Here is a 15,064-nt window from a genome sequence, read left to right as displayed (position 1 = left end):
TTAAGCCCGGTGGCGCTCACGCTTACCGGGCCTACGCGACCAGTAGGCCGGATCAGCGCAGCGCCATCCGGCAATCTCAAAATGGCCTCAATCCCCTGCCCTCCGGCACCGCACTGAGCCACATCACCACCGCCACAACCACCAGCCCCGCTCCCCCAGCAAATGCCAGCGTCGTCCAGCCAATTTGCCGCCACATTACCGGCGCACGATTGCCGCTCAAACGCACCGCCAGCTGACGGAAACTGTGTACCAGCAATGCCAACGATGAAATGGTTATCGATGTGCCCGCCGCCATCGCCAGCGCAGACGCTACCCCCCAGCTAAACACCCCAATCACCTTACTGAACAGCAACACCATTATTGCCCCGGAACAGGGCCGCATCCCCATTGACAGCACAATCACCAGCCGCGCACGCCAGTCGTTGCCGTTTTCCATTTGTTTCGGGTCAGGCATATGCTGATGCCCGCAGCCACAGTTGGCATGATGTTCATGGTGCGGAGTAAACGCGGCGAAAGTCGGCTTGCGTAAAATCTGGCGCAGCTTCTTCAGTGCCCGCCAGCACAACAATAATCCCAGAACGCCGACCAGCGCATAGCTGCCCTTTTCCAGCCAGAAACTGCTGAGATGCAGCTGGCGCGCAGGTAACGCCAATAGCGTCAGCACTACAACGACCAGACCAATCGCCACCAGCCCTTGTAATAAAGACGCCATCAGCGTCAGGCCAATGCTCGATTTTAGTTTCGACGGATGCGTTGCAAGCCAGGTGGTGATGACGACTTTCCCATGGCCCGGCCCGAGCGCGTGCAGTACGCCATAGATGAAACTGAACGCCAGCAGCGAACCGCCCGCTTTCGTCGGGTTTTCCGCCACCGCCTGTAACAGACCGCTCATCTGCTGATTAAGCTCCCGCTGCCAGATAATGCTTTTCAGCAACACCTGTGGCCAGGCGTGCCACAGCCAGGCCCCGCCCGTCAGCGACACAATCAGAAACAACAGCAGCGGCCAAAGTTGCAGCCAGCGGCGTGGACGCTTAGCTACCGGAAAGATTACGGACATGTCAGCGTCACCTGTTGAGCAAACTGTTTACCTAAATCCATATCCTCGGGCGGCGCATCGGCCTTGTCGAGCGACAGAGCGTAATTCGTCAAATCTTCATTGGGCTTCGGGGTATGCACGCTGAGCTTACAGCCTGTTGGCGCATCGGCGGGCAGCGTGACGTAAGTCTCTTTGTCATAATGCATATCGACAAAATAGGTCGGATCAAAGGTGGAAAACTGGTACGTCTGCCCGGCGAGAGGTTGAGGCGTGGCCAGTGGCAGAGTAAACGTCAGCACCGCTTTATGCCCTTCGCGGGAAAGCCCGTAGGAGGTCGGACGATTTTCAAATTTCACCTTCTGCTTACCGTGCCAGAACTCGGTGAAATAGTGCTGCCCAAGCACGTTGGCCATCACTTCTGCCGCCAGACGTTTCCAGACCTCATCCCCCGGTTTGGCATTACCCGCGTCATAGAGCAAATCTGCGGAAGTGATTTCATCCATCGTCCAGCGCATATTAATGGCGGTCAACTGCCCGCCGCTTGCCACCAGCTGGCTTTGCATACTGATAAAACTGTGCGGGTGCGCTGACGCCTGCCACGATAAAAGCGCGCCAAAAGCCAGAACCATGCCCGGTTTCACTCTCGTCATTGCATCCTCAGTGAAAAATTCTGTGACCGACCCCAGCAATCCTTGCGCAAAGGCGTCCCGTCTGGCTTTCACGCCGTCATCCTTTAGCTATTCTTATCAAAAACCTTTCTGGAACCTGACAGATGATGACCGTGCAAGAACTGCCATCTGTGCTTTCCAGTCCACAGCGCCGCTGCCAGATCCTGCTGATGCTGTATCTGCCAGGGCAGTCCGTGACGCCAGAGGCGATAGGCCGGGTGAACAACGTTGATGACGCTGTCGCACGCCAGGATATTGCCGAAATACGTCACGTCATCCAGCGCTATCACCGACTCAACATCGTGACGCTTGCAGACGGCAGCTACCGGATTGAAGGCACCACACTTGACCAGCGCTTATGCCTGATCCACTGGCTGCGCCGTGCCCTGCGGCTGTGTCCGGGGTTTATCCACGGGCAGTTTACCCCATTGCTCAAAACGCAGCTTAAACAATCGGGTATCTCGCGGATCCTGTATGACGATACCAACCTTCGCGCGTTGGTCAATCGCTGCGGGCAAAATCTTCAGCGCCAGTTCGACAGCCGCGATGCCGCCTTTCTCAGCCTGTACCTGCAATATTGCCTGCTGCAACAGCAGCCGCAGCAATCACCGGTATTTAACGACGGGCAACGCAAATGGGCGCAGGCCAGCGCTGAGTATCAGGTGGCAGCAGAAATTGCCCGTCACTGGCAGCGCCGAACCCTGAAAAACGCCCATCCTGACGAACATCTGTTCCTCGCCATGCTGTTTATGATGTTGAAAGTGCCGGACCCGAAACGTGACCATCACACCCAGGAAGTGCGACTCTATCGCAGTATTAACCAGCTGATTGACCGTTTCCAACAGCTTTCCGGGTGGCAATTCAGCGACCGTCGCGGGCTGCGCGACCAGCTGTATGTGCATCTGGCGCAGGCGATTAACCGTTGCCTGTACGGTGTCGGGATAGATAACAGCCTGCCGGAAGAAGTGCAGCGTCTCTATCCACGCCTGATGCGCACCACCCAACAGGCACTGACCGAATTTGAGGACCAGTATGCGCTGCGTATTTCTGATGAAGAGATGGGCCTGATTGCGGTGATTTTTGGCGCATGGCTGATGCAGGAAAGTGACCTGCAGGAGAAACAGGTGGTGTTGCTGACCGGAGACAATCCGCAGCTTGAGCAGGAAATCGAACAGCAGCTGCGCGAACTGACGCTACTGCCGCTGAACATCAAATACCAGACGCTGCACGCTTTCGAGAAAGAAGGCGCACCGAAAGGCGTGGCGCTGATCGTCACGCCCTACACGCTTGCACTGCCGCTGTTTTCCCCGCCGCTTATCCACGCCGGGGAGCCACTCAGCGAGCGGCAGCGACAGCATATTTGTCAGATGCTGGAAGCCCCAGGCTGAGCGGTCACTTTCGGTCGGATAAACATCGCGGGAATAGCCAGCAGCGCCATCACCCAGAACACGCCCTCGTGCAGGTGCTGATAGAGGAATCCGGCGAAGACGGTCATGATAGCGATACTGCCGCCCATCGCGACGGCGGAATAGACCGCCTGCAGACGAATCACATCACTACCCTGACGGGCGGAAATGTAGCGCATCGCCGCCAGATGACAGACGGTGAAGGTACCGCAATGCAGGATTTGCGCGACGATAAGCCACGGCAATTCCGTCGTCCAGCCCATGATACCCCAGCGGATCAGGCCGCAGAATGCCGAAAGCAGCAGCAAATCTCGAGCGCCGAAACGGCGGAATACCTTCTTACTGACCGCAAAAAGCACCACTTCCGCCACGACACCCAATGACCACAAATAGCCCACTGCCGATGCGGAATACCCGGCGCCCTGCCAGTAAATTGCGCTGAAGCCGTAGTACGCCGCATGCGCGCCCTGTAACAGACACACGCAGGCCAGAAAGCGCCAGCTTTGCGTCACCAGAGAGAGCCATGCGGGCCAGCCTGCGCTTTCCTCATGCTGGTGGGCTACACCCTGCGGCTGAATAGACGGGGTAATCATCATCCCGACCAGCATGGAAGCAATGCCGATACTGAGCAGCGCCAGGATCGCGTGATAGTCGAACAGGCTCACCAGTTTGCCGGTCAGTGCAGAACCAATTACGAAGGCAATTGAGCCCCACAGACGCACGCGACCGTAGTCCATGGTTATCTGCTTTTGCCAGGTGTTTGCCAGCGCATCCGTAAGCGGAACCAGCGGCGAGAAGAACAGATTGAAGCCCACCATCATCGCCAGCAACCACGCCACTTTGGTGCCTGCCCAGAAGGCGAGCACAAACAGCAGCGACAGCAACGCCAGGATGCGTAACGCGCGGATTAACCGTGACGGATCGCTGACGCGAGGCGCAATCAGCAGGCTGCCGAGGAAACGCGCCACCAGACCCGCACCGAGCAGCACGCCGATGGTTTCCGGCGTCAGGCCCGTGCCAGCCAGCCACACGCTCCAGAATGGTAAGAAAATGCCGTAGCTAAAGAAGTAGGTAAAATAACTGAGCGCCAGCCAGCGCGTGGAATGCAAGACCATGATTCCCTCCCAAATGGTGGCGCTAGTCTGGCGGCAAACGCAACGGCTGGCAAGTAGGGTTAACAGTTTCCTAACATCCATCGGACTCATTTACGAGGATGCTCGTAGAAAATCGCCATGTTTCTTTGGGCATTAACAGCACGACACCGGGCTGCCCCGGCATTCGATGCGCATTGACCGGATGCGACTGTGGCTCCAGACACACAAACGGTTCATCAGGCATCCTGAACAGCATCAGCCAGTTTGTCGGGGCACGAAGCGTGACGGTCATCTGCTCATGCAATATCGTCGCCCTGCCATTCCAGCCGGAATAGCAGACGTTCAGCCAGTCCGGTGCTCCGTATTGCGCTTCGCTGAAATCCGCAGCGGCGGGCAGGTCGTCGGTCCATGAGAGAGGCAAATGCGAGGGCCCTTCAGGCCAGTAGCCGCTGGCGGCAAACTGGATCCGGCTCTGCGGCGTGAAGTGGAAAAACGGATGTACGCCGCCACCATAGAGCATGGGATGTTCACCCAAGTGCGTCAGCGTGAGTTCAATCTCTAACGCGTTGCCCTGCAACCGATAAACCAGTTCGGCCTGATAATCAAAACCGCAGGCATGACGCTGACGCAGGTGTAAAATACAGTGCTCACGACTCTGTTCAGCTATCTGCCAGGGCGCCAGCCAGCCGTCACCATGGAGGAAAAACTGCGCATCCGCCAGGCTTTCGGGCAGTTGAATGCCATGTCCATGGAGCGTAAAGCGGTTTCCCTCGACCCTGTTCGCCAGCGGCAGCATCGGAAACAATCCACAGTCTCCAGGCGATGTCCCCTTCCCGGCGCGCAGCACTGGCTGCTGATGGTCCAGCGAATCCAGGCTCAACACGCACCCGCCCTGAGGAGAGACACTCATCCGCAAATGCGCGTTTTCCAGCCACAGCTTTTCCGTCATCCGTTTGCCCTCCCCACTTTTGCCGCTGACGTCGGGTCAGGTCGCCCGGTAAGCTGCTCTTCCAACGCTTCAAGCGTGACCCCTTTGGTTTCAGGCACGGTGCGTTGAATGTAGATCCAACCTATGGCGCAGATAATGCCATACAGCAAGAAACTGCCGGACGCTCCCAGGCTGGCATTGAGCAGCGGGAAAGTGTAGGTCAGCAGGAAACAGGCAATCCACAGCGCCAGCGTACCGAGCGACATCGCCAGCCCACGCACGCGGTTGGGGAAAATCTCTGATAACAGTACCCAGGTCACCGGGGCCAGCGTCAGGGCATAAATGGCAATCGCCGCCAGCACCAGCAGCAACACCGGCCAACCCATGATGCCCAGCGCGTAGGCTCCGGCGATCAGCATGTAGATAACCGTCAGTCCACAGGCCCCCAATTGCATCAACTTGCGACGGCCGATTTTGTCGACCAGCGGTAGCGCGGCAAGCGTGAAAATCAGGTTGATTATCCCTGTCGCCACAATTGATTTCAGGGTTCCGTTGATATCAAACCCGGCTGAGGCAAAAATCTCCTGCGCATAGTTAAAGATGACATTGATCCCGCACCACTGCTGGAATACCGCCAGCACCATTCCCATGATCACCACCGGACGGATGTTGGGCTGTAACAGCATGGCAAACGACACTCGCTGCGTGTCTTTCGCCAGCGTATGCGCGATGTCATTCAGGGTTTGCGTGGCGTACGCCGGGGAGCCGATACGCTCCAGCGTCAGACGGGCGCGGGCCTCTTTTCCCGCCTTCATCAGCCAGCGCGGCGATTCCGGCACCACGAACAGCAGCAGCAGGAACGCCAGCGCCGGAACCAGCTCTGCACCGAACATCCAGCGCCAGCCCGTTTGCCCGTTCCAGCTATCGAGCAGTGCTTGCTGGCTCGCCCCCGCCAACACCGGTTCAGCAATCAGCAGATTGATCAGCTGTGCCGCCAGCACGCCAATCACGATAGTCAGCTGGTTGATGGCCACAAACCGTCCACGTTTTTCCGCCGGGCTGACTTCCGCGATATATAAAGGACTCAACGCTGAGGCCAGGCCAATCCCGACCCCACCGACAATGCGATACACCACAAACATATCGAAACTGCCCGCCATCGCCGTGCCCCAGGCCGAGGCGCTGAACAGAATGGCGGAGGCAATCAGCGGTAGGCGGCGGCCGAATTTATCCGCACACCAGCCGGACACCAGCGCACCGACAATACAGCCGACCAGCGCAGAGCTCATCGCCCAGCCCGACTGCGCCGGATCGGTGATATTGAAATACGCTTCATAGAAGGGCTTTGCGCCGCCAATCACAACCCAGTCGTAGCCAAACAGCAGACCACCGCAGGCCGCCACCAGACAAATAGTCCAGACGTAACCCATTTTTACTGCTGAGTTTTGCATGTTGATGTCCTCGTTCAGAGCACAGAGGGTGAGAGATGCCCGGCAGTTTTCGCACCGGGCAAAAGGGTTACTTCAGAATGCCTGCGGTGAGGGCATGGCGAATCAGGTGCGCTTTGTCATGCGCCGGATTGAGCTTCAGCAAGGCATCCAGTGCCTGATTGCCTTGCTCCGTCTGGCCTTTGCCGAGATGGCCGAGGGCATCAATAAACAGACAGTGCTGTTGGTGGCGCTTCTGCGGGTTATCGTCCAGGGCCAGTAAATCAGGAAGTGAAACGGCGAAGAAATCGGCTTCAGGGATAACGGTACGCTGCGCGGCGAGCCCATCGTGGAAACGCTGGAAAAGTGCTAACGCTCGCGATTCATTCCCAAGCGCACGCCACGCCATCCCTTGCCAGAACAGATAATCCACCGGCTGATCGTTGTAGTATCGACCGGCATCCAATTGTGATTCACCCAACGTAGACTGGCTGAAGCAGCGCTGTGCCTCCACGCTGTCGTCCTGCATCGCGGCACACACGCCCAGCAGATACCAGATGTCGTTATCGGTCTGACTGGGCAGACGCCCTTCCCCAAGGTTGTGCGGATAACGGAGCGCCTGTTGCAGCAACGCCACGGCTTTCGCAGGTTCAGCGTTTTGCAGTGCCGCCAAAGCCCGGTGCATCTGGTTGAGCAGATACTGGCCGGTGATTTTGCCCTCGCCGCCCTCCCAGGGATGGAACACCCGCTCGCGTAGAACGTCCGCCGCCTTTGACCAGCGTCCACTTGCATGCCACACGCTCAGCAGTTCGGCAGTCAGATCGTCTCGTTTGAACACCACATGCTGACCAGATTCAAGCCGTGCCAGTCTTGCCTCCACCGACGCCGCATTGAGTTTGGCCAGGCAATCGAGTTCAAACAGAAAACGGGCGTTATCCGGCTCCAGCTCTACCGCGCGCCCCAGATAGCGCTGCGCCGTTGCCGCATCCTGACATTTGTTCCAGTGATAAATCCCGAGCAGACGATGGGCTGGGGCAAACTCGGGCTCCTGACGCACGGTTTGCTGCCAGCAGGCGATGGCCTCGTCATATCGACGTTTGCTGTACCAGAAGCAGCCCAGTAGATAGCTGGCAAAGGCGTCGTCGGTTAGCTGTTGAAGCAGCTGAATTTCATCGAGAGTATTCGGGAAACGCACCCGACGGGCAAAGCAGTCGCGTGCCTGTTGCAGGAAGGACTGACGGTCTGCATTCAGCGCGGCGCGCCACAGCATCGGCAGGGTTTCCTGGCTGTCGAGAACCTCCAGCAGTTTGCGGGCGTCATCTTTTTGCCCCAGCGACAGCAACCAGCCCGCGAGGTAACTGGCATTGATGCCGCGCAGCCCGGTAACCTGACGCAGCCTGTCGCGGGAGTCGTCATCCTGACGAATCGCCCAGCGCGCGTAGTGCAGCGGATAGCTCAATGGATGCGAAACCAGCTGAGTGTCTATCCACGACAGCGCCTCGTCGTTGCGACCACACTTAGCCAGCGCCAGCGCTTTCAGGCCCATCGCCAGATTATTGCAGCCGTTAAACAGCAGGCTCTGCTCGACCTTGGCTAACGCATCGGCGCTATCGCCCTTTTTCATCGCCAGACGCGCCAGCCCCCAGAACGCGCCATCGCGACAGTTGCCGCTCCAACTGGCTTTGTAGTAGTGATCCCAGGCCTGCGAGTCCTCTCCCTGGCGCTCAAGTGCGCTCGCAAGCAGCATGCTGGCTTCACCGTCACGCGGGTTTTTGTTTAGCTGATGCGCTCGCGCCAGCGCGGCTTGCGCACAGCATTGTGCGCCCTGCCAGTCTGCGGCGTTGAGCAGCAAGGTTCCCAGCGCGACGTTATTCCGATAATCCTGCGGGTCAATCTCCAGCGCCCGGCGATAGTAATCCGCCGCATGCCGGCTGGCGTGGTTGTACTGTTCCAGATGCTGACCGATAAAGTAAAGTGCGTCCGGGCTGGTCAATTTTTCCGGCATCAGCGGCGCCGTGGCGGCCTCCGGCAGCGGCGTTTCCCCGGCAATATGCTCGTCGTAAGCCAGCAAGGTGTGACCTGCCGCATCGCTGACCGTTAGCGTCAGACGCTGCGGCCCAAAATCAGGCAGCATTTGCTGCCAGTTTTGACCCGGCTCAAGGCAAATTAGCGTTTCCCACAGCGGCGCCCCGTCAGCGCTCAACACCACGTTCACCTGGTTCAGCGGAGCCACCGCGTAGACGCCAAGCTGTAGCTGTGAATTTTCACGTTCCAGTTTAATGGCGAGCGTCGCACTGGCGTTATGCACGCGACCTAACCCGCTATAAGGCAGGAAGTGCTGCACGAATACTTTTTCTTCATAGGGGGCAAGCCAGGTGAAATCTGGCTGGTTGTCGGTGAACACGCCCGTCATCAGCTCAATGTATGGGCCGTTTTGATCCGTCAGATTACGATCCCAGGCCTGACCGAAATCGCCGTAGCCCCAGCTCCACTGTTTTTTACCCGGTGAGATGTGATGATCAGCGACATGCAGCAGACCGCCCTGCTCGCCATGGTGATAAGCACCGACAAAATCAAATTCCGATTTTTCCGCCATATACGAGGTCGGCACCGGGACGTTTTTATAGCGCGAAATATCCACGCCCGCCGAGTAGTCCACTTTGTAGTAGGTGCCGGTTGCGATAGGAAATGCAGAAACGGCGCGTTTGCCATGGTCAAATACCGCAGTCACATCCGGCGGGAAAATACTCTGATGCTCGTCGCCGCCTTTTACCGCCGGGTTCGCCCACCACAGAAAATGGCGCGGCGTGGCGTTACCGTTAAAGACTTTGCCAGTGATTTCCACCAGCGCACGGTCCGGGTAAAGCCTGAAACCAGCCATCACCTGCAGGCCGCGCATCGGCTCCACTTCTCCGAGCCACACGGTTTGCTCGCCGTGTTCGCCTTGCTGAACAGACACGTCAACCGGCATGAAGGTAGTTGGACGATGATGCTGCGGCCAGTTGAACTCGATCCCACCCGAAATCCATGGCCCCAACAAGCCCACCAGCGCCGGTTTGATCACTTCGTTATAGTAGACAAAATCGCGTCCTTTGACTTTATCGTACGCGCGATGAATACGCCCCCCCAGTTCAGGCAACAGCAGGATGCGGATGAAGTCGTTTTCCATCCAGATGGCCTGATAGTCACGCATTTCCTTGCGCCCGGTCAGCGTGTCGATGACGCCATAGGGATAAACCGCACCAGACGACCCCTGATAAACCCTGTTTTCGAGAAACATCGGATTGGGATCTTCCGCGCCGAGAGTCCAGGTGGGAAGGCTGAGCGTTTCCTGCCAGACGTTGACGACTCCGTACATAACCATTCTCCAGTAAATAAATGATAGTGAATGAGGGAATGGCAACAGTTTGAAGTAGGTGATTATGATTTAATCGCTTGATGCTCACGCAATACAGTTAACGAGGTTTAGTGAAATGCAGGAATCAGGTCTGAATAATCAGCGCGTCCGCCAGCTTAACCGGCAGACCCTGCTGAAACTGGTGTGGCAACACAAGCGGCTGAGTAAATCGCAGTTTGCCCAGCATACCGGGCTGTCAATTCCGGCCGTCAGTAAAATCCTCGACGAACTGGTCGCCGACGGCAGGTTGAACCATTCCAGCGAAAACCTGAGCTGCCGTGGGCTCAACGGCGGCAGCTATCAAATTCCGCCCGACGGCGAGTACATTTTGTGCATGAACATCACCCCAACCAGTATCGAAAGCCAACTCTGTAACGCGCAGCTTTCGGCGCTCGGCGAATTTGAACGACGGGCAATCAGCGTCCCGACCCCGCAGGCGCTACTGGCGGCTATCGAAGCCGTCTGGCAAAGCCAAAGCAGGAACTGCCCGGGCAAAACTATCAATCTTGCGCTCGGCATTCACGGGCAGGTCGACCCGGTAACCGGCGTTTCGCAGACCATGCCGCAGGCACCGTGGCGTGAAAACCTCGAAATCAAATATTTGCTGGAGGAAAAGCTCGGGATAACGGTCCGGCTGGACAATGACTGCGTGATGCTGGCATTGGCGGAAAAATGGCAAAACCTGGCTAACCGGGAAGATTTTTGCGTGATTAACGTCGATTACGGCATCGGCTCATCGTTCGTGATAAACCGGCAAATCTATCGCGGGAATTTATACGGCAGCGGACAAATTGGCCATACTATCGTCAACCCTGACGGTCCGCTTTGCGACTGCGGACGTTATGGCTGTCTTGAAACCGCAGCCTCGCTTTCAGCGCTTAAAAAACAGGCGCGAATCTGGCTAAAATCAACGCCCTCTGCCCAGCCGCAGGACCCGGACACGCTGAGTTCGGCGCAGCTGATCGGCGCCTGGCACAGCGGCGATGAACGAGTTGTCCATTGGGTCGAGGAATCCGCCAACGCCATCGGGCTGAGCCTGTATAACTTTCTCAATATCCTCAATATCAATCAGATTTGGTTTTATGGCCGTAGCTGCGGATTCGGTGAAAGCTGGCTGGATGCCATCAAAGTTCGCAGCGGTTTTAATCCTTTTGATCATAGCGATGGCCTCAAGCGTAACGCCACGCAAATTAATTTTGGTCAATTGACCCGTGCCCAACAGGTGATGGGTATCGGGTATTTATATGCCGAAGCCGCACTTGAAAAGGAAGGGTGATGCGATTCAGGGCGCTATTCCCGAATTATTATGTGGGAGAATGATGGGCTCATTTATTATGAGCCCATGAGATTTCAATGAGCCGATTAGTAATCTCTGTTTACTGAATTATAAAATCTCGCGCAAGGTCCCTTTGTGTTTTACCCCCTACAATCCCCAGCGTTCAATTCCCCAATCGTTTGAATCAAATTTAATTAACCCTTACGGGCAGTTTAACGTTCCTTACCTCCGGAGTGTCCAGAATGGAACTAGCTCAAATACGTGAAGAAACGCCATCAGAAATTGAAAAATATGCACAAGACAGAGTCTCCTGGACGACGGCTATTTCCTATGGCATCGGGAGTTTTGGTGCCAATGTGATGTACGCCTTTATTGCTATTTACCTGATGCTTTACTATACCGACAGCTTCGGTATCAAAGCCGCAGCGGTGGGATTACTGTTTTTAATCGCGCGTCTTGTCGACGGCGCAACAGATGTGGCGCTAGGGATCCTGGTCGATAATACCCACACAAAAATGGGCAAATTCAGGCCATGGATCCTCACCGGCAGTATTTTGGTGTCACTGACTACCGTCGCCTGTTTTTTGAGCCCCGATTTCTCTGAGGCGGGCAAGCTGGTTTATGCCTACTCGACATATATTTTATGGAGTGTTTGCTTTGCAATTATCGACATTCCCTATTGGTCACTGTCCGCCGCTATAACGCAAAACCCGACCGAGCGCACCAAAGTCATTACTATTCCACGCACGATTGCGACCTTCGGTTTTCTTTCTGTAAGTGCATCGACATTGTGGCTGGTGAAATATGTCGGAAGCTGGTGGGGTGTGGCGTTAATTTATAGCGTTGTATTTCTTATTTGTATGCTCATCACCTTTTTCGGCGTCAAAGAAAAACATACTGTGCCACGAAAAGAGCGCCAGAGCTTTAAAGGGTTCTGGACCTTATTAAAACAGCATCGTCCGTTAAGACTGCTGCTGGTTGGCATGTTCCTGTTAGAAATGATCGGCGTTATTCGCGGAACATTTCAGCTTTACTTCTTTATTTATAATTTAAATGTCGAAATGATGTTAGGTGTTTTCTTAACGGTTTCGATGATCGCACAAGTCCTGGGTGCCGTGGCATCGCCGTTTATCTCGGCAAAAATAGGCAAAAAGAATACTGCGCTTTATAGCAGTGCGGTGATGGCCTTCGCCTGTATGCTGCTATTTTTCTTTCAGTCCAATATCACCATGATATTTATTGTCGGCGCCTTAGCCCCCTTCTGCGGCGGTATTGGTCAAATATCACTGTATTCAATGGTAGCAGACTGTGTGGAATATGGGGAATGGCGCAGTGGTAACCGTTCTGAAGGCATGGTTTTCTCCCTGAATATCTTCAAAACCAAATTATCCGGGGCGCTGGGCGGCGCAATTGGCGGCTTTATGTTGTCATGGGCGGGTTATATCCCGCATCAGGTCCAGGCCACCGAAACCGCGATGTGGATTGGCCTGTTATTTACGATGGTCCCTGGCGTGTTAACCCTGATAAGCCTGATCCCGCTGGCTCGCTATGAAATTACCGAGAAACGATTCTATGAAATCCTGAGCGATATTCATCAACGTAAAGCCACCCAGTCCGCCGAGGTGAAAGCATGATTACCTGGAACGCAGAAAAACAGTTTTTCCATTTGCACAATCAGCAGGTGAGTTATGTGCTAAGCCTCGCACATGGCCGCTATTTGATTCATAGCTATTGGGGAAAACACATTTCCACCTTCAGCCAGGCGGATGATTACCCAAAATTGGATCGCTCGTCGTTTTCCCCGACGCCTGCAGGCTGGCCTGATCGTACCTTTTCTCTGGACACCGTGTTGCAGGAGTATCCGGGTCACGGTGCCGGGGATTACCGCGAACCGGCATTTGAAGTCCGTTACGAAGACGGTAGCCAGGTGAGCAACCTGCATTACATTTCGCATCACATCGTGGCCGGCAAACCACCACTGGACGGTTTGCCCGCTACCTGGGTCGAGACACCACACGCCGCCGAAACCCTGCGGGTCACACTGGAAGACCCCCTTACACATTTACAGGTAGAACTGAGCTATACCGTTTTCCGCGACCTCCCCGTCATTACGCGAAGCGCCCGCATCACCAACGGCGGAAAAACGCCGCTGCGTTTGCTGCGCGCGTTGAGCTGCTCGGTGGATTTCCCGGACAGCGACTTTGAGCAAATCCAGTTCCCCGGCGCATGGGCCCGCGAGCGCCAGCTGCACCGTCAGATCCTGAATCCAGGCATCACCGTGCTCGACAGCAAGCGCGGGGCTAGCAGTACGCATCAGCAACCGTTTATCGGCCTGGTGCGCCCGGAAACCACCGAAATGCAAGGCGAAGCCTGGGGCTTGCATCTGGTCTACAGCGGCAATTTTACCGCCCGTACGGAAGTCGATGCTTTCCAGCAAACGCGGGTGTTACTGGGCATTAATCCACACGGGTTTGGCTGGGCATTACAACCTGACGCCAGTTTCCAGACGCCGGAAGCGGTTCTCGCCTGGTCTGACAACGGCCTGAACGGGCTGTCTCACGCTCTGCACACGCTGTATCGGGATAATCTGGTTCGCGGGGAGCATCGGCATAAAGTCCGTCCCGTCCTCGCCAATAACTGGGAATCAACCTACTTCGATTTCAACGAGGAGAAACTGCTCCGTTTTGCTGACAACGCAAAAGTGCTGGGCGCAGAATTACTGATGCTGGACGACGGCTGGTTTGGCGAGCGCAACGATGACACCTCATCGCTGGGTGACTGGTTTGTGAATCGGCAGAAATTCCCGAATGGCCTGCGCCCGTTAATCGATAAAGTCCACCAGCAAGGGATGCAGTTCGGGCTGTGGTTTGAGCCAGAAATGATTTCGCGGCGCAGCGAATTATTTGCCAGACACCCGGACTGGGTGCTCCATGCCGGGCAGCAACCGCTTTCCGAAGGACGGAATCAATACATTCTCGACCTCGGTCGCCCGGAAGTACGCGACAATATTTTGCAGCAAATGAGTCACTTCCTTGATGAGCATCCCATTGATTACATCAAATGGGATATGAACCGGAACATGACCGAAGTGGGCTCTGCTACTGCGCCGGCCGGGCAGCAGCAGGAGACCGCGCACCGCTACATTCTCGGCTTGTATGCCCTGCTTGAGGCGTTAACCAAACGCTTCCCGCATATTCTTTTCGAATGCTGCGCGGGCGGCGGCGGGCGTTTTGACCCCGGGATGCTTTTTTACATGCCGCAGGCGTGGGTCAGCGATAATACCGATGCCGCCTCGCGTGTGCATATTCAGTATTCCACCAGCATGATGTACCCGCCCGTGACGCAGTGCGCACACGTCTCGGAAGTGCCGAATCATCAGATGGGCCGTTCCACCAGCATGGTCATGCGCGGCGCGGTGGCGATGAGCGGCAACTATGGATTAATGCTGGATCTTATGCGGAGCGACAGTGAACGTGATGACGCGGTACGCCAGCAAATTGCCTTTTATAAACAGCATCGCCAGCTCATTCAGTTTGGCACGTTCTGGCGGCTGGTTAGCCCGTGGGAAAACACCGATTTCGCCGCATGGATGTTTGTTTCTGAGGATCAACAGCATGCGCTGATGATGGCCTTTTCGCTGGTCAGCATTGCGTCCGCGCCACTGCGAATAGTTCGCCTCGCCGGGCTTGATCCTGCCGCGCGTTATCAACTTGACGACGGCCCGCAATCCATCGGCGGCGACGAGTTGATGTTCCGCGGAATATTTATCGATCCCCCGCTGAGTCGCGACTACATCAGTCGAACCTGGCATCTGACACGCCTTCCCTGAAAT

At 56.0% G+C, this 15,064-nt stretch carries 10 protein-coding genes; 4 read left to right on the top strand and 6 right to left on the bottom strand.

Annotated elements, in window-relative coordinates:
• Positions 1–76 precede the first annotated feature (76 nt).
• Both MUU51_RS14835 and MUU51_RS14830 read right to left on the bottom strand, forming a co-directional pair.
• Complete coding sequence (locus MUU51_RS14835) at positions 77–1,057, bottom strand: nickel/cobalt transporter (RefSeq protein WP_258968031.1); 981 nt, start codon at positions 1,055–1,057, stop codon at positions 77–79.
• Entirely contained in the window at positions 1,048–1,686 is a 639-nt protein-coding gene (locus tag MUU51_RS14830; protein ID WP_159776256.1) for a DUF1007 family protein, read from the bottom strand. The genes MUU51_RS14835 and MUU51_RS14830 overlap by 10 nt, the downstream gene beginning before the upstream one ends.
• Before the next feature lie 122 nt (positions 1,687–1,808).
• Between MUU51_RS14830 and csiE the strand changes: the two genes are divergently transcribed.
• On the top strand, positions 1,809–3,092 hold the full coding sequence (gene csiE, locus MUU51_RS14825; RefSeq protein ID WP_159776258.1) for a stationary phase inducible protein CsiE: 1,284 nt from the start codon (positions 1,809–1,811) through the stop codon (positions 3,090–3,092).
• Here csiE and MUU51_RS14820 read toward each other — a convergent pair.
• The 4 genes from MUU51_RS14820 to MUU51_RS14805 form a co-directional block, all read right to left on the bottom strand.
• Complete coding sequence (locus MUU51_RS14820; RefSeq protein ID WP_258968030.1) at positions 3,068–4,225, bottom strand: 3-phenylpropionate MFS transporter; 1,158 nt, start codon at positions 4,223–4,225, stop codon at positions 3,068–3,070. The genes csiE and MUU51_RS14820 overlap by 25 nt on opposite strands.
• Positions 4,226–4,295: 70 nt before the next feature.
• Positions 4,296–5,153 (bottom strand): aldose 1-epimerase, encoded by an 858-nt coding sequence (locus MUU51_RS14815; RefSeq protein WP_258968029.1) that lies wholly within the window; start codon positions 5,151–5,153, stop codon positions 4,296–4,298.
• On the bottom strand, positions 5,150–6,583 hold the full coding sequence (locus tag MUU51_RS14810; RefSeq protein ID WP_258968028.1) for a sugar porter family MFS transporter: 1,434 nt from the start codon (positions 6,581–6,583) through the stop codon (positions 5,150–5,152). Before MUU51_RS14810 ends, MUU51_RS14815 begins: the two co-directional genes overlap by 4 nt.
• 67 nt (positions 6,584–6,650) lie before the next feature.
• Positions 6,651–9,917, bottom strand: a complete 3,267-nt coding sequence (locus MUU51_RS14805) for a DUF5107 domain-containing protein (protein ID WP_258968027.1) — start codon at positions 9,915–9,917, stop codon at positions 6,651–6,653.
• Positions 9,918–10,032: 115 nt separating this feature from the next.
• Here MUU51_RS14805 and MUU51_RS14800 point away from each other — a divergent pair, with 115 nt between their 5' ends.
• The 3 genes from MUU51_RS14800 to MUU51_RS14790 all read left to right on the top strand — a co-directional run bounded on the left by MUU51_RS14800 (position 10,033) and on the right by MUU51_RS14790 (position 15,061).
• Entirely contained in the window at positions 10,033–11,232 is a 1,200-nt protein-coding gene (locus MUU51_RS14800) for an ROK family protein (protein ID WP_258968026.1), read from the top strand.
• Positions 11,233–11,474: 242 nt separating this feature from the next.
• Entirely contained in the window at positions 11,475–12,866 is a 1,392-nt protein-coding gene (locus MUU51_RS14795; RefSeq protein WP_258968025.1) for an MFS transporter, read from the top strand.
• Entirely contained in the window at positions 12,863–15,061 is a 2,199-nt protein-coding gene (locus tag MUU51_RS14790) for an alpha-galactosidase (RefSeq protein WP_258968024.1), read from the top strand. Before MUU51_RS14795 ends, MUU51_RS14790 begins: the two co-directional genes overlap by 4 nt.
• Positions 15,062–15,064: the final 3 nt, after the last annotated feature.

Source organism: Scandinavium manionii (assembly GCF_024764775.1).
GTDB lineage: Bacteria > Pseudomonadota > Gammaproteobacteria > Enterobacterales > Enterobacteriaceae > Scandinavium > Scandinavium manionii.
The sequence above is the reverse complement of the archived record's forward strand: the minus strand, read 5'-3'. Positions and strand labels throughout refer to the sequence as shown.